Annotated in this window: 18 protein-coding genes; 7 read left to right on the top strand and 11 right to left on the bottom strand. The window is 63.5% G+C overall.

From position 1 onward, the window contains the following. Positions 1 to 11: 11 nt before the first annotated feature. On the bottom strand, positions 12 to 389 hold the full coding sequence (locus ACAty_RS04670) for a hypothetical protein (RefSeq protein WP_004871327.1): 378 nt from the start codon (positions 387 to 389) through the stop codon (positions 12 to 14). Positions 390 to 624: 235 nt separating this feature from the next. Between ACAty_RS04670 and ACAty_RS04665 the strand changes: the two genes are divergently transcribed. Further along, positions 625 to 1806 (top strand): pyridoxal phosphate-dependent aminotransferase, encoded by a 1182-nt coding sequence (locus tag ACAty_RS04665; protein WP_004871319.1) that lies wholly within the window; start codon positions 625 to 627, stop codon positions 1804 to 1806. A gap of 58 nt (positions 1807 to 1864) precedes the next feature. Here ACAty_RS04665 and purT read toward each other — a convergent pair whose 3' ends face one another. Beyond that, on the bottom strand, positions 1865 to 3052 hold the full coding sequence (purT, locus tag ACAty_RS04660) for a formate-dependent phosphoribosylglycinamide formyltransferase (RefSeq protein WP_004871317.1): 1188 nt from the start codon (positions 3050 to 3052) through the stop codon (positions 1865 to 1867). Between the two features lie 90 nt (positions 3053 to 3142). Between purT and gnd the strand changes: the two genes are divergently transcribed. From gnd to ACAty_RS04645, 3 genes are all read left to right on the top strand, one after another. Next, the gene (gene gnd / locus ACAty_RS04655; protein WP_004871316.1) at positions 3143 to 4063 is read left to right on the top strand and encodes a phosphogluconate dehydrogenase (NAD(+)-dependent, decarboxylating); all 921 of its coding nucleotides are present in this window, start codon (positions 3143 to 3145) and stop codon (positions 4061 to 4063) included. Positions 4064 to 4067: 4 nt separating this feature from the next. Further along, a complete protein-coding gene (zwf, locus tag ACAty_RS04650; RefSeq protein ID WP_004871312.1) occupies positions 4068 to 5534 on the top strand; it encodes a glucose-6-phosphate dehydrogenase in 1467 nt (488 codons plus the stop codon). A 230-nt stretch (positions 5535 to 5764) separates the two neighbouring features. Then, positions 5765 to 6058, top strand: coding sequence for an ArsR/SmtB family transcription factor (locus ACAty_RS04645; RefSeq protein ID WP_004871309.1), 294 nt, complete (start codon positions 5765 to 5767; stop codon positions 6056 to 6058). Between the two features lie 14 nt (positions 6059 to 6072). On the opposite strand, the gene ACAty_RS04640 is transcribed toward ACAty_RS04645, so the two are convergent. From ACAty_RS04640 to ACAty_RS04625, 4 genes are all read right to left on the bottom strand, one after another. Further along, on the bottom strand, positions 6073 to 7377 hold the full coding sequence (locus tag ACAty_RS04640; protein ID WP_004871306.1) for a sensor histidine kinase: 1305 nt from the start codon (positions 7375 to 7377) through the stop codon (positions 6073 to 6075). Positions 7378 to 7620: 243 nt separating this feature from the next. Further along, positions 7621 to 8601, bottom strand: coding sequence for an FMN-binding glutamate synthase family protein (locus tag ACAty_RS04635; RefSeq protein WP_004871302.1), 981 nt, complete (start codon positions 8599 to 8601; stop codon positions 7621 to 7623). Continuing rightward, the gene (locus ACAty_RS04630; RefSeq protein ID WP_004871300.1) at positions 8595 to 11699 is read right to left on the bottom strand and encodes an L-glutamate gamma-semialdehyde dehydrogenase; all 3105 of its coding nucleotides are present in this window, start codon (positions 11697 to 11699) and stop codon (positions 8595 to 8597) included. The genes ACAty_RS04635 and ACAty_RS04630 overlap by 7 nt, the downstream gene beginning before the upstream one ends. Beyond that, complete coding sequence (locus ACAty_RS04625) at positions 11696 to 12931, bottom strand: hypothetical protein (RefSeq protein WP_038471676.1); 1236 nt, start codon at positions 12929 to 12931, stop codon at positions 11696 to 11698. The genes ACAty_RS04630 and ACAty_RS04625 overlap by 4 nt, the downstream gene beginning before the upstream one ends. Positions 12932 to 13160: 229 nt before the next feature. Between ACAty_RS04625 and ACAty_RS15785 the strand changes: the two genes are divergently transcribed. Beyond that, on the top strand, positions 13161 to 13589 hold the full coding sequence (locus tag ACAty_RS15785) for a hypothetical protein (RefSeq protein ID WP_064306308.1): 429 nt from the start codon (positions 13161 to 13163) through the stop codon (positions 13587 to 13589). On the opposite strand, the gene ACAty_RS04620 is transcribed toward ACAty_RS15785, so the two are convergent. Next, a complete protein-coding gene (locus tag ACAty_RS04620) occupies positions 13497 to 14012 on the bottom strand; it encodes a TlpA family protein disulfide reductase (protein WP_004871295.1) in 516 nt (171 codons plus the stop codon). The two genes, ACAty_RS15785 and ACAty_RS04620, sit on opposite strands and share 93 nt — an antisense overlap. 111 nt (positions 14013 to 14123) lie before the next feature. Between ACAty_RS04620 and ACAty_RS04615 the strand changes: the two genes are divergently transcribed. Continuing rightward, a complete protein-coding gene (locus ACAty_RS04615) occupies positions 14124 to 14738 on the top strand; it encodes a BMC domain-containing protein (RefSeq protein WP_004871291.1) in 615 nt (204 codons plus the stop codon). 5 nt (positions 14739 to 14743) lie between these two features. Beyond that, on the top strand, positions 14744 to 15322 hold the full coding sequence (locus tag ACAty_RS04610) for an NUDIX hydrolase (RefSeq protein WP_004871289.1): 579 nt from the start codon (positions 14744 to 14746) through the stop codon (positions 15320 to 15322). A gap of 61 nt (positions 15323 to 15383) precedes the next feature. On the opposite strand, the gene ACAty_RS04605 is transcribed toward ACAty_RS04610, so the two are convergent. Genes ACAty_RS04605 through ACAty_RS04590 form a run of 4 tightly spaced genes read right to left on the bottom strand, consistent with a single transcriptional unit; the run spans position 15384 to position 20471 of the window. Further along, positions 15384 to 16187, bottom strand: coding sequence for a CbbQ/NirQ/NorQ/GpvN family protein (locus ACAty_RS04605; protein ID WP_004871287.1), 804 nt, complete (start codon positions 16185 to 16187; stop codon positions 15384 to 15386). 14 nt (positions 16188 to 16201) lie between these two features. After that, positions 16202 to 16549, bottom strand: coding sequence for a P-II family nitrogen regulator (locus tag ACAty_RS04600; protein ID WP_004871285.1), 348 nt, complete (start codon positions 16547 to 16549; stop codon positions 16202 to 16204). Beyond that, positions 16546 to 19707: a DUF2309 domain-containing protein gene (locus tag ACAty_RS04595; RefSeq protein WP_004871281.1), complete on the bottom strand. Its 3162-nt coding sequence runs from the start codon at positions 19705 to 19707 to the stop codon at positions 16546 to 16548. Before ACAty_RS04595 ends, ACAty_RS04600 begins: the two co-directional genes overlap by 4 nt. Further along, the gene (locus tag ACAty_RS04590) at positions 19704 to 20471 is read right to left on the bottom strand and encodes a hypothetical protein (RefSeq protein WP_004871278.1); all 768 of its coding nucleotides are present in this window, start codon (positions 20469 to 20471) and stop codon (positions 19704 to 19706) included. Before ACAty_RS04590 ends, ACAty_RS04595 begins: the two co-directional genes overlap by 4 nt.

Below are 20471 nucleotides of genomic sequence, written 5' to 3'. Positions count from 1 at the left end.
GCCCGTGCTCCCTAGTGCAACAGAAAATCGTGGAGGGCCTGACTTACTCCCTGCATCTGGCCCGAAAGTTTGCCCACATCCTGAACGAGACCCTGCAACCAGTCCTGCAGCGGCAGATCTTCGTGGCGCAGCACCACGCCGCGCACCACACGGGAGCGCCGGGTCAGCACTCGCGCCCCATCCCGACTGAGGATGTAGTCGTAGCCGTCGACGTGGACGCGCATCTCCACTACCTGCCGTTTGCCCGAGAAAAGCCCCTCGCGCTTGCGCTCCACCTCCACGAGCCCAGGCATATCACCCTCCAGCCGATCGGCGAGGGCCTCCACGAAGGCCTGCAGATCCGTCTGGGCACGCCGCAACCAGGCCGCGCTCTCTTCGTAACCGCTCATGCCACCTCCCCTTCGCGCTCGCCGTCTACGTTCTTCGGACCATGCTTCAATACTTTAGTTCGTTTCCGACTATCGTGTTGTAGGGGGTCCAGGGCAGCTGCCAACCCAGATCACTGCCCACGCGCCGCCGTCTGCAGTCACGATGAGCATTTGCGGTTGATTTTTGGGGACAGTCCCTTAGAATCTTGCCCCTTGTCTTGTCACCGCGCTCATCCTGGGACTGGAGTCTTGCACCGTGGAAATCCGCCTCTCTCACCGCGTTGGGGCCGTCCGACCCTCCCCTACTCTGGCCGTCACGGCCCGCGCCGCGCAGCTCCGTCGGCAGGGGCGCGACATCGTCAGTCTGGGCGCGGGTGAGCCGGATTTCGATACGCCGGACGCCATCAAGTCGGCGGCCATCGAGGCGATCCACCGCGGCTTTACCAAATACACCCCGGTGGGCGGTACACCGGAACTGAAGGCGGCCATCATCGCCAAGTTTGCCCGCGACAACGGCCTGCATTACGAGCCGGAGCAGATTCTGGTGTCGGTGGGCGGCAAGCAGAGCTTTTTCAATCTGTGTCAGGCGCTCCTCGACCCCGGCGATGAGGTCATCGTGCCGGCACCCTACTGGGTGTCCTATCCCGATATGGTCCTGCTGGCCGAAGGCAAGCCGGTGATCCTCGCGACAAACGCCCGTGAGCACTTCAAGATCGGCCCGGCACAGCTTGCTGCGGCCATTACCCCGAGAACGCGGCTGCTGGTCATCAATAGCCCCTCCAATCCTTCGGGGGTGGCCTACAGCGCGGCAGAACTCGCCGCTCTGGGTGCAGTCCTGCGGGAGCACCCGGGCATTCTCATCGCCAGCGACGACATGTACGAGAAAATTCTTTTTGGCGATGGGAAGTTCGTCAACCTGGCCAATGTCTGCCCGGATCTTGCCGAGCGCTGCATCGTGCTCAACGGGGTGTCCAAGGCCTACGCCATGACGGGCTGGCGCATCGGCTACTGCGGCGGCCCACGGGAGCTCATCGCCGCCATGCACACCGTGCAGTCCCAGAGTACCTCCAATCCCACTTCCATTGCCCAGGTGGCAGCCCAGGCCGCTATCGACAGCGGCGACGAGTATATTCGGCCCATGTTGCGGGTTTTCGAGCGACGCCACGATTACGTTTTCCATCGCCTGCGCGAGCTGCCGGGTGTCGAGGTCCTACCCTCCGATGGTACCTTTTACAGCTTTCCAGGATTTCACCAGGTCATCGCCCGCAAGGGACTCAAGGACGATCTGGAACTAGCCGAGGCCCTGCTGGAGGCCGGCGTTGCCCTGGTGCCGGGCTCGGCCTTCGGCAGTCCCGGACACCTGCGCCTGTCTTTTGCCACCAGCGACGAGAATCTACGCCTCGCCCTGGATCGCATCGCCGCCTTCGTTTCCGCCTGATACGACATGGGGCGCCGGCGGCGCCCCGTGGAACTGGCCATCAGCCCGTTGCCAAGGATCAGGCTGGTCGCGCCCGCACCGCCGCCGCCGCGCGCCCTGCCCGCTCCCGCGCCTGTTCGACCGTTTCCGCGCTGGCCAAGGCCACGCCCAGGCGCCGCAACTTGCCGGCAAAGGGCTTGCCGAACAGACGCAGATCGCTTTCGGGCACGCGCAAGGCTTCCGGCACACCGGCGTATGCGGGGCCCCAACCCAGCCCCTCCCCCCGGATCACCGCCGAGGCACTGGGCCGGCGAAAGCCGGGGTCCACGGGCAGACCGAGGATGGCGCGCAGGTGCAGCTCGAATTCGCTCTGGCGCTGGCTGGCAAGGGTGACGAAGCCGGTGTCGTGGGGCCGTGGCGAGAGCTCGCTGAACAGTACCTCATCCCCGCGCACAAAAAATTCCACGCCAAAGAGTCCACGTCCACCAAGATCGTCGGTGACGGCCCGGGCCATCTCCTGTGCCCGCTTCAGAGCCTCAGGGCTCATGGCCTGGGGCTGCCAGGACTCGACGTAGTCCCCCGCTTCCTGACGGTGGCCGATGGGCGGACAGAAATGGGTACCCGAGGCGCTGCGGATGGTGAGCAGGGTGATCTCAAAGTCGAACTCCACGAAGGCCTCGACGATGACCCGCTGGCCAGCTACCCGACCGGCCGCCCGCGCCGTCTCCCAGGCCACCGCCAGATCCGCGGCGGAGTGCACCACGGACTGCCCCTTGCCGCTGGAGGACATCACCGGTTTGACCACACAGGGAAAACCGAGGGCGTCGGCAGCAGCCTGCAGCCCTTCGCGGGAGTCGGCGAAGGCGTAGGGTGAGGTGGGGAGCCCCAGATCTTCCGCTGCCAGTCGGCGGATACCCTCGCGGTCCATGGTCAGCTGCACGGCACGCGCCGAGGGAACCACCGTCGCCAGGCGCTCGCTCTCGATGCGGACCAAGGCATCGGTAGCGATGGCCTCGATCTCCGGTACCAGAAAGTGCGGGCGTTCGCGACGCACGACGGCGAGGATGGCATCGGCGTCGGTCATGTCGCGCACGTGGGCACGGTGGGCGACCTGCATGGCCGGTGCGTCGGCATAGCGATCCACGGCAATGGTCTCCAGACCCAGGCGCTGCGCCGCAATCAAGAATTCCTTACCCAGCTCGCCTGCACCCAGCAAGAGCAGGCGTGTTGCGCCGCTGGCGAGCGGCGTCCCCAAAACCAGGGCCATCTTCGGCTTCTCCTCATGGATATTGTCTATACTGGGTGCAGATCATAGCAGCTTGTAGCGATTTTGTGTCCGCGCGACGAAGGAGCAGCGATGAGCAAGGAAGCGATCGGCATGGTGGGGCTGGGGCGCATGGGGGCCAACATGGCCCGACGTCTGCATCGGGGGGGGGCGCGCGTCGTGGCCTACAACCGTCACCCGGAAAAGGCCCAGGCCTTGGCCAAGGAGACCGGCATGGAGGCGGCGGCGAGTCTTGCGGATCTCGTGCAGCACCTGCCCCATCCGCGTGTCGTCTGGCTGATGCTGCCGGCGGGTGCAGCGACGGCTGAGCATGTGCAGGAGTTGCTACCCTTGCTCGCGCCCGGCGACCTTCTGGTGAATGGGGCCAACGCCTTTTATGCGGACTCCATGAACGAGGCCAAGGACGTAGAGGCGCGGGGAATTCACTACGTGGACGCCGGCGTGTCCGGTGGTGTTTGGGGTCTGCAAGAGGGATATGCCCTGATGGTGGGCGGCAAGAAAGAGGCCGTCGCCCTGGTGGAGCCTTTTCTGAAGATCCTGGCACCGGCGAGCGACCGCGGCTGGCTGCACTGCGGGCCCGTGGGCAGCGGCCATTTCGTGAAGATGGTCCACAACGGCATCGAGTACGGCATGATGCAAGCCCTCGCCGAGGGCTTCGCCATCCTCCGGGGCAAGGAGGAGTTCGGTCTGGACCTGGCCAAGATCAGCGAAATGTGGCGTTACGGTAGTGTCGTACGTTCCTGGTTGCTGGACCTGACGGCAGCGACTCTGGCCCAGGATCAGGAGCTTCAGGATATCGCCCCCATCGTCGCCGACTCTGGGGAAGGCCTGTGGACGGCCCAGGCCGCCCTGGCACAAAAAGTACCTGCGCCGGTCATCACCCTTGCCCTGCAGATGCGCTGGGCAAGTCAGGGGCGCGACGACTACGCTGCCAAGCTCCTGGCCATGATGCGCAATCGGTTTGGCGGCCACGCCGTCGAAAAGGAGCATTGAGCGTATGGACGAGCACTGCATCTGCCAGTTCGTCATCTTTGGTTCCACGGGCGATCTCGCCTCCAAGAAACTCCTGCCGGCACTCTATCACCTCAAGTGCGCCGGTCGTCTGCCGCCGGAAATGCGCATCATCGCCTTTGGCCGTCGTCCCTGGAACGACAAGGCCTGGCAGGAGTTTCTCAAGGAGCAGTTGGAGCACTACGCCGAAGGCTTCACGGCCGACCACTTTGCCGACTTCTGCACGCATTTTCACTATGTGGAAGGTGAAATCCACGATCCCGCGGCCTACCAGAAACTGCGCAAGATCCTGACGCCCAAGGGTAGTACGGAGCCAGACCCCAGCATCTTCTACCTGGCCATCCGCCCCGCGGACTTCGTACCCGTGGTGCAGCAGCTGTCCGCTGCTGGTTTCAACAAGGAGGCCGACACCCGGATCGTCATCGAAAAACCCTTCGGCGACGATCTGGAAAGCGCCATGCAGCTCAATGAGCAGTTGCACCGCCACTTCAAGGAAGAGCAGATCTACCGCATCGACCACTACCTGGGCAAGGAGATCGTCCAGAACCTCCTGGTCTTCCGCTTTGCCAATCTGCCCATCGAGGCCATCTGGAACCGCAATTACATCGATCACGTGCAGATTACCGTGGCCGAGAGCGGCGGCATCGAGAACCGTGCCGGTTATTACGATCAGGCCGGGGCTCTGCGCGACATGGTGCAGAATCACCTCATGCAGATCCTGACCCTGGTAGCCATGGAGCCGCCGCCCTCCCTGGAGGCGGACGCCCTGCGCGACGAGAAGGTGAAGGTGCTCCGTTCCATCCGCCCCATCCCCAAATCCGCCGTCCACGCCCACGCCCTGCGTGCCCAATATGGCCCGGGGGTGATCGAGGAGCAGCATGTGCCCGGTTATGCCGATGAGGCGGGGGTAGCCAAGAACTCGGTGACGGAAACCTTTGTCGCCGCCAAGTTCTATATCGACAACTGGCGCTGGCGCGGCGTGCCTTTCTACCTGCGCACGGGCAAGCGTCTACCGGCCAAGACCTCCAGCGTTGCCATCCGCTTTCGCCACACCCCCCAGCAGCTCTTTCGCGAAACCCCCATAGAGCGCATCGAACCCAACTGGATTCTGCTTTCCCTGGAGCCCGAGAGCCTCAAGATCGAGATCTATGTCAAGGAACCAGGGCTGGAGATGCGCGTGCGGCCGGTGCAACTGAATGCCTCCTACCGGCGTGACGGTGAAGAGGAACTGGACGCCTATGAGGCCCTGCTCCTGGATGTGATGGAGGGCGACAAGGCCCTCTTCATCCGCTTTGACGAGGTGGAATGGGCCTGGCGGGTAGTGGATCCCATCATCAAGGCCTGGGGGCGGGAGGTGGACTACATCATTACCTACCCTGCCGGCAGCTGGGGGCCGGACGAGGCTACCCGCATCATGGACAAGGAAGACCAGTACTGGCGTAACCAGATCTGATGGCGCTGTCGCCCACAACCCACAGCGGAAAGCGTGCTCCCTCTGGACCTCGCGCAGCCCGGAGCCAGATCCCGTAGCCGACGGGCTACAGGTCGCCGCCCTCCAGGAAGATCGCCGAAGCGGAATCCGGGACGTCCAAACAACCACTTGCACGAAGCCCTCAGAGATGGCACGAAAACTGCTTATACCAAGGGGTCAATAGAGGTCACCGGAAACGAAAGGAGTCTGCCATGAAAGAAGTCGTTCTCAGCGATCGCGAAATTCCGCGCGTGGCCAGCGCCATCAAGGCCATTGCCCACCCGCTGCGCTACAAGATCATCTGCCTGCTGAGCAAAGGGGAGATGAGCATGCAGAATCTGGTCAAGGCCATCAACACCAGCCACAGCAACGCCTCGCAGCATCTGGCCATGCTCCAGGACAGCGGTCTGGTCCTGGCGCGTAAGGTAGCGAGCCGGGTATATTACCGGATTCGCGATCAGCGTACCCTGAATCTTCTTGCCGTGAGCCGCAGCGTCCTGCCCTGAACCCCGGTCAGGACTCAACCCACAGGCCAGGCCAACTCGACGCAGAGCCCCCCCGTGGGGCTCGCATTGTACAGGCGCAGGGTCATGTCCTGTGCCTCGGCCAACTGGCGGGCGATGGCCAGCCCTAGACCACTCCCCTCCTCGTGCCCGCGGGCATCGTCGCCGCGGTAGAAAGGCTCGAAAAGCTTCTCCAGGTCCGCCTCCGGAACCCCGGGCCCCGAATCGCAGATCCGCAGTAATCCCCGTCCACCACCGCGCAGTAATCGCACCCGCACCTGGCCACCACCGTACCGGCGCGCATTGTCCAGGATATTGTTGAGCAAGCGCCGCAGGGCATCGTAATCGCCGCGAAAGGGATAACGTCGGGGCAGATCCTCCTGCCACCGTCCACCCGCCCGCTCGAAGTCGGCACGCACTTCATGGAGCAGAGCGATGAGGTCGAGGTCGGCGACGCGTGCCGTCAGGCCCCTGCCGAGGCTCAGTGATTGAGACAGCAGTTCCCCCATACGCTCCATATCCTGCAGCATGCCGTCGCGCAGCTTGCTGGGCGTGCTGGCGGGCAAAAGTTCCCAAGCCATGCGCAGGCGCGCCAGCGGCGAGCGCAGGTCGTGGGAGACCCCCACCAGGAGGAGGGACTGATGATCGATCATGGCCTTCAGGCGCGTACGCATGTTGGCGAAGATCTCCAACAGGTCGGCAAACTCCCGGGGACCGCCCGGGGGAAGCTCGGGCAGCGGCGCCTTCCAGGAGCGCCGCAGGGCATCCGCCAGCACCGCCAGAGGACGGATCACCCGACGCACGAGAATGATGCTGAGGATCAGCAGCGCCAGGGTGGACAGGAGCAGAATGACGATGGTGGCCAGAGGCAAGGAACTGGCCAGACGCCGTCGGTCGAAGTGCAACCACACGGCACCCTGCTTGCCCGGGATCCTCACCCACAAGGTCGGGACGGGGCGATCGACGGTGTAGACGGGGATGCGCTGCTGCAGACGTAGCGACAGGATGCGCGACAACAGACGGCCGTAGAGGTGCCCGTGGGCTTCACCAAGGGACAGCTCGCGCGGCGGCAAGCCGATGACGATGCCGTTGTCCTGGCGCAGACTCCGGGCAAAGTTGCCGCGCTCGGGCAAGGGCAGACGCTCGTAGGTCTGGGCACTGATGATCAGCAGCCCGGCAAGGTCCTCGGCCGAGCGCTGGGCCAGGGGATAGAGCACCGTGAAGACCACGGCCAGGAGGGAAAAGGTCTGCAGGACCACGATACCGAGACCCAAGGTCCAGGCCGTCTGCGCAAAGAGACTACGACCCCGCAACCACCGCATTTTCGCCCCCGTCGCAGCCACATCCCTATTCGATTATCCCGCGAAATGGGGCGCCGTGCTAACGCAGGGAGGCCAGGCGCGGCACGGTATTGCGTACCACAGAGAGATCCAGGCGTGGCTTGAAGCTTTCCGGGTCCGCCGCTCGCCACCAGAAGGCATAACTGGTCTTGCCAGCTTCGTCCAGAAGCGCTCCCTCCGGGAGAAACTCCCAAATGCGATCCAGAGGACGGGATCTGGAGACGCTCAGACCTCGTGAATCTGCCCGACGCAGAATTTGATTCCCACGGGCTTGCCTCCGGACAGACGCCGCATCTCCGCTGCAAACTCAACCAGTTCCACGGGCGTGGAAAAGGCGGAGTGGGCGCGTGGCGACCGACATTCCCGGTGTACCGGGATGCCGCGGGCTGCCGCCACCTCCGGACTGACCTTGGCTGCCGGCAACACCCCACCGTGGCCCGGCTTGGCCCCTTGGCTGAGCTTGATCTCGGTCATCCGCACGGATTCCTGGCGGGCCTGCTCGGCAAAGGCATGGGCATCGAAACGACCGCCATCGTCGCGACACCCGAAGTAGCCCGAGCCGATCTCAAAGACCAGATCGCCACCAGAGCGACGGTGGTAGCTGCTGATTCCGCCCTCACCCGTATCCAGATAAAAGTTGCCGAGGCGCGCTCCAAGGGCCAGGGATTCGATGGCCCGGCCAGAGATGGCCCCAAAACTCAAGGCCGATATATTGAACACCGAGGCACTGTAGGGTAGCTCTGTACCTTCGGCGCCCACCAACACCCGCGGCTTCTCTGCTGGGCGATTGACAGGGGCCATGGAATGGGTGATCCAGTTGAAGCCCTCGCGATAGGTATCGAGCTGGGTGCCGAAGGGATGCGTGCTCGATATACCCGCAGCACGCCGGTAGACGAGGCTGCGCGACTCGTAGCTGTAGGGCCGCCCCTCCTGATCGTCCTCCACGACGTAGGAGCGAAAAAAGGGTCGCAGATCCAGGGCAAGCCCGCGCAGCCGCGCCAGCACCGGATAGTTGGCGAGCAGGGCCGACTGCTTTTGGCAGACATCGTATATGCCGAGCAGAACGATTCCCCAGCCCAACGCCGCCAGCACGAACCACCATGGATCCAGATACAGGGCCAGATAACTGCCAAGAAAGCCAAGCAGAGCACCGAGGCTTGGCAGACTCCAGCGTGCCCAGCGTTGCAACAGGGTCGCGGCTACCATTTTCCCTGGGCCAGGAGGCCGGCATTACCCCCCGCCGCCGTGAGATCGATAGCGATGGTCTGCTCAGCCACCATACGGCTCAGGTAAAGAGGGCCACCGGCCTTTGGCCCGGTACCGCTCAAACCCTCGCCACCGAAAGGCTGCACTCCAACCACCGCGCCGATCATGCTGCGGTTGACATAGACATTGCCAACCCGACAGCGCGCCGCTATGGTCCGGGCGCGATCGTCGATGCGCGTCTGCACCCCCAGGGTGAGCCCGTAGCCCAGGGACCGGATCTGCTCCAGCAAGTTTTCCAACTTGCCAGACTCCCAGACGCAAACCTGCAGGACGGGACCGAAGATCTCCTCCCGGAATGCGGTCAGATCGTCGATGGCATAAAGGCTGGGCGCCACGAAGTGCTGGATCTGGCCGCGATCGTCGCGATGGTCCAAATGCAGGACAGACCCACCGGGTTCGGCCCCTTTCCGCAGGGCCTCGGGCCAGGCGCAGCGATGCAGGAGACGGGCACCCGTGCGCTCCAACTCCCCCATTTGCTGGCAGAGGGCGCGCTGCGCCCCGGCATCGATGACGGGCGGCACGTCGGTGGCAAAATCCAGGGCCGATCCGATGGACAGCGCGTCCATGGCACCCTGGAGCATGGGCAGGAGGCGCTCCGCCAGCTCCTTTTGCACGCACAACACCCGCAGCGCCGAACAGCGCTGGCCGGCGGACTGAAAGGCCGAGCGTAGAACGGCATCGACGACCTGCTCGGGCAAGGCCGAGGAATCGACGATCATGCAATTGATGCCCCCGGTCTCGGCGATGAGGGGGACGATGGGGCCATCCTTGGCAGCCAGCGCCCTCTGGATACCCTTGGCGACGGAAGTAGAACCCGTGAACACCACACCCGCCACCTGCGGATGCGCCACCAGGGCGGCTCCGACACTGTGGCCTGGGCCGGGCACGAGGCGCAGAGCCGATGGCGGCACCCCCGCCTCCCGGAGCAGATCCACCATGGCCGCGGCGATGGCGCGGGTCTGCTCCGCCGGCTTGGCAGCAACGGTATTACCGGTGACAAGGGCGGCCACCACCTGACCGGTGAAAATGGCGAGCGGAAAGTTCCAAGGACTGATGCAGACGAAAACACCCCGACCGCGGCAGGACCAACGGTTTTCCTCACCCGTTGGCCCCGGCAGCTTCTGTGTCGCCAGGAGATGCTTTGCCTGCAGGGCATAGTAACGACAGTAGTCGGCTGCTTCGCGCAATTCTGCCACGGCATCGCCCAGGGTCTTGTGCCCCTCCCGTTGAATCAGGGCGATGAAGTACTCCCGCCGCTCCTCCAGCAGATCGGCGGCACGCCAGAGCATTTGCGCGCGCGCCGATACCCCGAGGGCGTCCCAGGCGGGCTGGGCCGCATCCAGTTCCCGGACGATGGCTTGCGCCGCCTCGGGGTCGACATCCGCTGGCGGCGTAATCACGATGCTGCGCGCCCTGGCCGCGATTCCGGCGCGGGCGCGGGCATAGGGCAGATCGATGCCAGCGCTGTTGGGCCGCACCTCGCCGTGCAGAGTGCCGTAGATGGCCCGCGGCAAAGGCAAGGCGGGGGCGTCGGCGGCCCAGAGAGGACTCCTCAGCAGCAACTCGGCGGCATCCCCCGTGCCACTGGCGAGCAGATGGATGAAGGACGTGCTGGCGCCATTTTCCAGCACCCGGCGCACCAGATAGGGCAGGAGCTCCCGGTAAGGTCCCACGGGGGCATAGATTCGCAGCCGCGGAATGACCTGCCGATCCATGAGCAGGTCGTAGAGACGCTCTCCCATTCCGTGCAGTCGCTGCATCTCGAACTGTGGCGCCGGTAGCCCCGCGGCCATTTCCAGAACGGCCGCGATACTGGTGGCATTGTGGGTGGCAAACTGCGCGTACAGAGGCGCGCCGGGGCCGTCGGCATACCCCAGCATGCGGCGGGCGCAGGCCAGATAGCTGACATCCGTATGGTGCTTGTGGGTAAAGACCGGATAGCCATCCAGTCCCATTTCCTGGGCGCGCTTGATTTCCGTATCCCAGTAGGCACCCTTGACCAGCCGCAGCATCAACCGCCCGCGATGCCGCCGCGTATTGGCCACCACGTACTCCAGGGCGTCGGCGGCGCGGCTCTGATAGGCCTGCAGAGCGAGTCCCAGCCCCTGCCAACCAGCGGTCTGTACCTGACCATGAAGATGCGCCTGCAGGGCGTCGAGAAGGTCCAGCTGCAATTCCAGCCGGTCACTTTCTTCCGCGTCCAGGGTCAGACCCAAGTTGCCAGCCGCCGCCAGTTCGGCAAGATCCACCAGCACCGGCAGGAGCTCGCGCCACAGGCGCTGCCTCTGACTCTCCTCGAAGCGCGGATGCAAGGCGGAGAGCTTGATGGAAATACCGTCGCGGTCCTCCGGCCCCCTGCGGCCCGCCGGCTGTTTGGCCAGGGCGAGCAGCGCATCGCGGTAGGCTTGGGTGTAGCGCGCCGCGTCCGCCGCATTACGCGCGCCCTCCCCCAGCATATCGTAGGAAAAACGCAGGCTGGGGTAATGGGAGCAGGTCTGCGCCGCCTGGGTCCGTGCCGCGGCAAGGGTCTCGCCCAGTACAAACTGCCGTCCCAGCAGGGTGATGGCGCGCAGCGCACCCTGTACCACCACGCGCTTGCCCAGGCGTTCACTGAGGCGATCCGACTCCTGCCGACTGAGAATCCGACGCGACAGACGCAGTACCTGATTGCTGAGCCGATGCATGAGGCTCGCATCGCCCTGTTCCCGAAAATCGACACGGGACAATTGATCCGTGAGGAGCACATCCGCCGTTGCCTGATCCGGCACCCGCAGCAGCGCCTCCGCCAGCCGCATCAGCGCCAGACCCTCGCTGCTACTGATGGGATACTCGCTCAGGAGCGATTCCAGTGCCCAGAAGGGCGTCGCCTCGGCGCGCATGGCCCTGAGCCAGGGCCTGGCACGCTCGGCGATGGGCTGCCAGTCCAGACCCTCCAGCCCCTGCAGCAGCTGGGTGACCACCTCGCGCTCGTCCCGCTGTGCCGGTGGCAGGGCGGCCACGACGTCCTCCACCGCAGGTTCCAATTGCGCCGCGCTCATCCGCGCGACTCCGTCTCGAGGCTGCGCAGGGTCTCATCGGCACCCGCAGCGGCGGTGAGATCCGCCACGTTCTCCTTGGCAAAAAATCCCTGAAAACCGTGAAAACGCTGGACATATTCAATGATCAGGGACGAATGTTCGGAAGCGCTGGAGAATATCTGCTTGAGTCCCTCCCGTTCCGAGCCGATGACTTCCAGCAGGAATTTCTGTCCACTCTCACGCAGGGAATTGACGACGTAATCGATATTGAGTTGATCTGCCGTGCGTCCATCGGGGATGGCCACGGCAATGTGGTGCAGTCGGGGTCCAAAATTGCGGGCAAAGGATTCCGTTGGCGAGGGCTTACCGATGAGATGATTGCAGAAATAGGGATGATTGGCTGCGGTGAACACCTTGGCGGGGCTGCGCAGTACATCCTCGTAATGCACACTCTTCGTCACATTGGTGGAAGAGTTTTGATCGGGGATATCGTAGGACCCCCAATAGTAGTAACTGGACAGGGTCAAATATTCCAGGATCGCAACCTCGCGATTCTGGCTGTAGATACGCGTGGCCAGATGATCGATGGGCAGCAGTAATCGCTGGATACCCAGGGCCTCACGCTGCTCCTTGGCCTTGAGGTAGGCGTGCTCCATGTCCGGTCGCACGACGGCCTTACCCAAGGCATAGCGCCGCTCGCTGCCCTCGGGCCGCTCCCAGTAGGCGACGATGTTGTGGGTGTAGGGTGAGGGCTTGACGATGGCCATGTTGGTCGGAAGCTCCAACTGGCGAATCTGATCGGCGTTGAAAAAGCGCACTTCCCGGGCCTTCTGCGTGGCGACCAGGCTGTCTAGATCCTCCACCTGAAAGACCTCGCCCATGTACCGCGAATTCGGCCTTTTGGCACCGATGGGATAAACTTCGTTGAGGCTGCGGAAGATCCCGCGCAATTCCGGATCCTTGACTTCCCTCACCAAAAGATCCGGGGCATTTTGATCGATGCGCAGTATGTGGGTCGAATGTTGCTCGCTCTCCAGAGTCGACTGATAATCGTAGGGGGTCATCAGACACAACTCATGCACGTAAGCAGCGGAGTGCCCTGGCTCCACCGTAAGCATCAAGGCGTCTATCCTGCGGATATTCTCCGTTAACCCTTCGCGGTCCCTGTCTTCCAGTATTCGTGGCAACCAGCGTTCGAAAAAATCGGAATTCTCCTTGTCTCCATAGCGCGGAAAGCTCATAGAGGAAAGCATTCAGACACTCCCGTTTTGTCGCATCGGTATCTACGCTTTCAGTATAGTAAGGAAAATTGTCGAAGGTCAGAAAACTTCTGAATGACGTCGCCAATAAATGATAAACACAATCTATGGAAACACTAAAAATACCCCTGGGTGCTTTGATTTGACTTGCGCGCCATTCTTGACTACACCTTAAGAGGTATGCGGAAGCACGGCGAGATACGCTAGAGCGGGGGTGCGGGCTATGGGCAATGAAAACGACACTGAGTTGGAATGGGATGAATGGCGGGAACGGGCGTTGAGCCTGGGGGTATCCAAGGATCTCGCGGAGCTGGGCTCGACCCTCATGCGGGAAAGCTACTTCCAGCGCTGGCCTGCGGAAATTCAAGAAGTTTGTGGCTGGGAGGACGACGGCTTTGCCATGCTCGCCATGGCGCGTCGGGACCCCGAGGGTACCCGGCGTCGCTGGCAGGAGATCCTGCGTCACTACGATCGGCGCGAGCGGGCGCAGGGGCGCTTCGCCTGGGACGGCCAGAGCCGCAAGCACCCGCCGGTGCTTACCGGTCCACGGCTGCGCGGCTCAGCCGAGCCAGAGCAGTCTCCAAAAGATTACCGGCAAGGAGATGGCGCCCACGAAGCGTCCGACGATCTCACCGTGACCGTTCACCAGTAGGGTGGTTGGCGTCAGGAGGACCCCGCCGACACTGCGGCTGGCCTCCCCTTCCCTGTCCAGGTAGAGAGGATAGGGTATGGCGAAGCGTCGGGCGACGTCGCGGACGCCCTCGGCGCTGCTGCCAGCGGTGGCAATGCCGACAACGCGCAGGTGCGGCCCCGCAAAGATTTTGTCCAGGGCTACCAGTGCCGGGGTCTCGGCCAGACAGGGTGGACAATCGGGCGACCAGAAATTGACGAGCATGGCCTGGCCCGGTTGGGGGGCGAGCACCTGCGGCTCGCCACCCAGACTCGTCACCAGCAAGGGCGGCAGCCGCTGCACCTGCGCCGTTGCCGCGCCGCGCCACTGACTGAAAAAATACACTCCCAAAACGAGGCCCGACCACAACAGTATTTCCAAGACGAGGCGTTTTTTTCGCAACACGGCTTTTTTCCTTCCATTCCTGAACGGATCCATAGGCGTGCCAGGCCAATTCTCTGGAGACCAAGCGCGTGACGCGGTATCATAGTGCCTGCATATTGCGCACCAGGGCCCATGATCCAACTACGCACCTACGTCTACATCGATTCCCTTCAGCCCCAGCTTGCTGCCTACATCGCTACGGTCTCCCAGGGTTTCCTGCCCGTGCCGGGGGATGCGGCCCTGTGGGTGGAGGTGTCCCCGGGCATGGCCGTGCATCGCCTGACGGACATAGCCCTCAAGGCCACCCGGGTGCATCTGTCGCAGTTGGTCATCGAGCGCGAGTTCGGTGCCATGGTCATCCACCATCGCGACCAGAGCGATGTGCGCGAGGCAGGTCGGGCGGTACTGCAGCGCATGGGTGCCGATCAGCGCGACCGCAAGGCCTGCCGCATCACCTGGAACGAAATCATCCGCGGCATGATGCCCGACCACACCGTGCTCATCAATCGCCAGAATCGCCGGGGCTCCATGATCCTACCGGAGCAGAGCATGTTCATTCTCGAGACGGAACCCGCCGGCTATATCATCTATGCCGCCAACCAGGCCGAAAAGGCTGCCAATATCACCCTCGTGGATGTCCGCGCCGTGGGCGCCTATGGCCGTATGATCATTGCCGGACGCGAAGCCGACGTGGACGAGGCGGCGGCCGCGGCCATTCACGCCGTCGAAAATCCCTCCTGGACTTGAGCCCCATGGATCGCCACACGCTGCAAGAACGCCTTTGTCACTACCGCAGCCGCTACCCCGAGGAGGGCGCCTATGCCCGACGCGGCTGTCTGCTCCTGCGCAGCGGCGCTGACTGCTTCCGCAGGGACACCCCGGGTCTACACATTACGGGTTCCACCTGGGTCATCAACCCCGGTCGCTCCGCGGTCCTGCTGATGCTCCACCGCAAGCTCGGTCAGTGGTTTCAACCGGGCGGACACGCCGACGGCGATGAGGACATACTGCGGGTGGCACTCAAGGAGTGTAGTGAGGAGACAGCCCTGGCGCCGGAACGGATCCACTTGCTGCTCGCGGATGTCTTCGATATCGATATCCATCGCATCCCCGCCAACCGGCGCGAGGCGGAGCATCAACACCTGGACATCCGCTTCCTCGTGGAAATCGACGACGCCATACCCATTCCCGGCAACGACGAATCCCATGAACTGCGTTGGGTACCCCTGACCCAGGTACCTGCCTACAATCGCGAACGCTCCATCCACCGGCTCCTGGCCAAAAGCCGAGAGTGGATCCTTCGCGAGGGTCGCGTCCAGGCCCAACCCTGAGCCGGCGGCCGCCGCGCTCATCCGCGGAATGGGCGCGCCGCCGTGCAGGTGAAGGAAAAGCTCAGAAAAAGGTAGTGACGGCGGCGTCCAGAGCGTCGCGCATGTCGGGATCGTCGGTGATGGGTCGCACCAGGGCCACGCTACACGCCGTGATGGGCGCGATACCTTTCTGGATCAGCGCGCCAGCGTAGATGAGCATACGCGTGGACAATCCTTCATCCAAACCATGCCCCTTGAGATTGCGGGAGCGCTCGGCGATGGACACTAGTTTGCCCGCCACGTCGGTACTCACACCCGATTCGTGGGCGACGATCTCGATCTCCAGATCGCGCTCCGGATAGTTGAAATCCAGGGCGCCAAAGCGCTGCTTGGTGGATTGCTTCAGATCCTTCATGGAGGACTGATAACCGGGATTATAGGAGATTACCAGCTGAAAATCGGGGTGGGCGTGCACCAGTTCCCCTTTCTTGTCCAGCGGCAAGGTGCGCCGATGATCGGTGAGGGGATGGATGACCACGGTGGTATCCTGGCGCGCCTCCACCACTTCATCGAGATAACAGATGGCACCGATGCGCGCCGCCAGGGTCAGCGGCCCGTCCTGCCACTTGGTCCCGTCCTTGTCCAAGAGGAAACGCCCCACGAGATCCGATGCCGTCATGTCCTCGTTGCAGGCCACACTGATGAGGGGCCGTTTCAGACGCCAGGCCATGTATTCGATGAAACGCGACTTGCCGCAACCCGTCGGTCCTTTCACCATCATGGGCAGGCGCGCCGCATAGGCCGCCTCGTAGAGGGCGATCTCGTCGTCCACCTCTTTGTAATAGGGCTCCTTCTCGATGAGATAGGCGCTGGCCAAATCGGTCATGATATACCTCGTGCTCAGTTGCTGGTGGACGAACGTTCGCTCCGGAATTTCACCAGGCGGCTGACCTGGATGTCGGAGACGAAAACCACCCCCGTGTGTTTGTCGAAGAAGGGCGCGAAGCCCTCGAGGATGGGGGCTACCAGTTCCTCGGGCACAGCTACGATGATCATAATGAGGACGTCGTCCTCATTGAACATGACGTGCCCCTCGTAAATGCCGTGGCTGCCCTTTCCGGACAGATTGCCGACGATGGTATAGCCCTGCACGCCGGCGCGATCCAGAAGATCCGTGGCGAAATCCTTATGGGCGCCCTCGAGAATGATCTCGAGTTTCTTGAGCGGACTGAGATTCAGGGATTTCATGGGATGTGCTCCAGTATGGGGGCGGATGTCGGATGGACCGATGACGGCCGTAGTGGACTGTGGGGATGAACCACGAACCCATCGTCCGTGAGGACGTGTACCCGGTAATCGTCCTCTGGGTCAAGGATCAGCAGGCGCACCCAGCCTCCGCCAATGAGGGATTTGACCTTGGCAATGCGCTCCACGGTGCGCTGGGCAAAGGCCAGGGGGGCCTCCACCAGGGCAATGAGGCGTACCGGCTCGTGATAGGGCTTGCCGTCCTTCATGACCGTCTGGATGGGCAGACCGGTGCGTAGATCGCTCTGATTGCCGGTCATGACCCCAAAGCGTCCAGCGACGTTGTGGTAGACCTTGCTGCCGCTGCCATAGCTTTCCGTATCCACCACCGAAAAATAGTGCTCCAGATTGATCCATTCGCCCACCACCAGGGGACCCGTCAGGATATTCTCCAGCAGCCGCCCGCGCGGGTCCAGCCGATAGTCGTAGGACTGCAGGAAAGCGCGGGCGTCCAGATCCACCCCCTCCGTCAAGGCACGGCGCCCGACGATGGCATAGACGTTGCGTGCAAGACCCCACTCCGGCCGCACCTGCGACCAGTCGTGGGCCTGGCGCTGCGCCAGCGCCGCCGCCGCAAAGGGCTCGGCGGCAAGTTCCGCTGGCGCTCCCAACAACGGCATGCGCTGGGCAGCACAGCGGCGGGTCGCCGCCGACAGCCCATTGCGCAGACGCTCGAGATAGAGCAGATGCCGTGCCGGCAAGAGATCCAGATCGTGGAGTTCCACCGCATCCGTGGTGGTGTTATGGACCGCCGGCAGGAACCAGGTATCCTCGGGAATGACCACGCCCCGCTCCCGCAGCAGGCGCCGCACCTCGGGCTTGTTGGCCATGTGCGCTAAAGCTCGGGCATTGGGTAGACCGCGCCCGCCGCCGCAGGCGCCGCAATCCAGGGCCGATTCGTAGGGGTTGTTCTCGCTGCGGCTTTCGTGGCCCACCAGCAGGACGAAGCGCGAAAAATTGCGATCGAGACCAATGGACAGCAGGGCCTGCAGCACGTAACGCACCTGCTCTTCGAGACTGAAACCAATACGACCCAGGCGCTCCATCTGCAGGCTGGTTTCGGCGTGGTTGACCCGGTAGATCTCGCGCAGTTTGTCGACGAAGGCCGCCTCCTCCGCCGGCGACAGATTCCGTTGCCGGACGAGGAAGCTCGGACCACTCTGGTGACCCAGAGCGATCTCGCGCAGTTCCCGCACCTCGCCGTCCGTGACCTGATCCCGCGAGATACGCAGCTCCCGGGCCAGGGCCTTGACGATCATGGCGCGCTGGATGGCGCGGACGATGGAGTCGGCCTGATCGGGGCTGAGCTTGTCCAACAGCAGCCGGGTGATGGGTTTTTCGCTGTGCAGACGGGCGTGCCAGTGATGGTAGCCCAGCGGCAGCAGCGTCTTGCCGATGAGGCCGAGACTGAATAGCAGACCGATGGCCTCCACCGCCACGAAAGGCGACAACACCGAGCTCTTCAGATCGTGCAGCACGTGCTCCAGGGCGCCGTAAAGGGCCTCTTCCTCCAGCTCCAGATCCGCCGGGATCTCCAGCACGAGATTCTTGGGGGTCTGCACTGCGGGGCAGAGATGCATCTCACTACCCTTGCCAAATTCCAGGTAGCCCAGGGGTACACCGAAGAATCCGGCAATACCGAAGGTCTGATAGTCGCCCAGTGCCTCCAGTTGCCGGCGCATGGGCTCGGAGCGCACATCGATACAGAAAAGGGCCTGGGCGAACGGGCGTTTGGGACTGGCCGGCTGCGGCACCCGCAGCTGGTCCACGAGGGCCGTGATGTAGTGCGACTCCATGGCCTGCAGCCAGACGTAGCCTTCCCGCGCCTCCCATTCGCGCAGAAGCCGGCGCAGTGTCTGCAGATCTTCGCTTTTGAGGCCGCGCAGAGCCTGCTCCGCATCGCCTCCCACCACCCGGGCCAGTTCCATGAGCCGCTTGCGCTGGCTGTCCAGCTCAAACTGGCGTCGCGCACCGATATATTCCGCCGCCACCGAGTCGATAGCGTGCGCCCTTGGCCGACTGAGCAACCCATCGATACGCTGCGCCCAGGCGGGTAAAATCCTGGCGGAGTGCAACTCACTGCGCAGATAGGCCAGACGCGGCCGCTCCTGCCAGGACGCGCGCAGGGCGCGGTAGCTCACCGGGCTGCCCTGGTGGCGTCCGGCCTCCTGCAACAAGGCCAGGCCCAGGACCATGCGCACCGCCAGAAAATCCACGAGATCCGCCGGATACCGTTGCGCCCAGTAGTAGTGTTTGGCGGTGCTGCGGTAGCGGATGAACCCGGCCCAGCCGTGCATGCGGGTGAGCTCGCGGGTAATGTAGTCCTGCCAGGCCGTCTCCGGCACCTCCAGCTGCCGCAGAATCTGGGCGATGGTGCCCTCGGGGGTATCCTCCTGCGCCAGCAACTGCCGCAGGTGCAGGCCACGCAACAGAAAGCGCACATTGCGCCGGGCAATGGCCTTCCACGACTGAAAGAAACCCGCCTCGCGCCCCGGCGCCTGCCAGGCCGACTGTCCCTCGTCGAAAAAGTCGAGACAGCTCTTGGTCAATAGATCGTCGAGGCTATCCCCAATCTGGCTGCCGTAGAGCTGGTCCACCTGTAGATATACCGGCAATTGCGGCGGAAGACGTGCCTCCAGCAGCTCCAGCAGGGCCGTGTCCACGGCCTCTTCATCCCCCAGGGGCGGCAGCGCTTCCCCCTGCAGCGCCGCCCGCAGGCCGACACCATCGATCCAGTCACCCGCCTGGACGACGCGTTCACCCGGATAGCGGGTACTCAGGGCCCACAACCACTCCTCCAGGTCCACCCCGGGCACTTGCGCGCCTTTTTCGGCGAGGAAGCGGTGCATGCCCTGGCGCAGGGCGTGCGCGTCTACCCTGCCCGCGGCCAGGTATTCCCGATACTGGCTCCGCGGGAGATAACCTCGGGCGTGAAAAAGCTCCGAAGCTTGGGCAACGGCCTCGGCAAAGGGACGATCCTCCAGACCGTATAGGGGGTTGTGGTGAATGAAGGTGCGCATGGGCCAGAAACGCGGGATGGGCTCGCTGGCCACATAGACCATGGCGCGCACCCGCAGACGATCTCCGAGATCCAGGCTCACAGGACACCTCCGCTACCGTACAGCCCCAGCACCAGCAGGCCCAAAAGCACCACGACAATCGTCAGACTGCTGCCCACGCTCAGGTCCTCCACCACCTCTCCCCGATAGGTGCCAAAGAGCAGATCCTGAAAAAGCCGACCGCAGGACCAGCCCCAGAGCAGCAACAGCAGGAGCAAAGGTAGGATCCAGGACAGGGGCAACTGCATGGCCGTGCCGAAGAGCACGAAAAAGGACGGGAAAATGGGGGTCGCCAGCAGGGCCAGCGCCGTAGCCACGATACTGGCCGTCAGGCGTGGCAGCGGTTCCACCAGATTGCCCACGAGCCCGAGATAGGCACCCCCAAGACGCGCTGCCAGGGCAGCGCTCAAAAGGGTAAGCAAGGCGGCCGGCACGCTCCAGGTCAGTGCCAGGATCTGCAGCACCGGTATGGCCGTGCCCATGGCCCAGGCAACCCACAGCACCGCCAGGCCAGAGCTTAGGTTCAGCCGGGTCCAGATGAAGAGATCCCGGGTGCTGAGGGCGCGAAAGGCGTAAAAAAGTGCCGAGAATAGGGCCAGTGCCACCAGCGCACGGCGCTGGGAGGCCGCCAGCATCCAGGGTGCCACCCCGTGCTGCAACAACAACAGGCCCAATTGCGGCAGAGCCAGTACCGCCAGTGCCCTTGCCGCGGCCATGGGCAAACTGTCCAGCAGGCGGTTGAATACCCAGCTCAGGGGAAAGAGCGGCAGCAGAAAGGCCGCGAAGATCGTGATCAGCGCGAGCAT

The sequence above is a fragment of the Acidithiobacillus caldus ATCC 51756 genome, from assembly GCF_000175575.2.
In the GTDB taxonomy this organism is placed as follows: Bacteria; Pseudomonadota; Gammaproteobacteria; order Acidithiobacillales; family Acidithiobacillaceae; genus Acidithiobacillus_A; species Acidithiobacillus_A caldus.
This window is presented reverse-complemented; position numbering and strand designations above follow the sequence as displayed.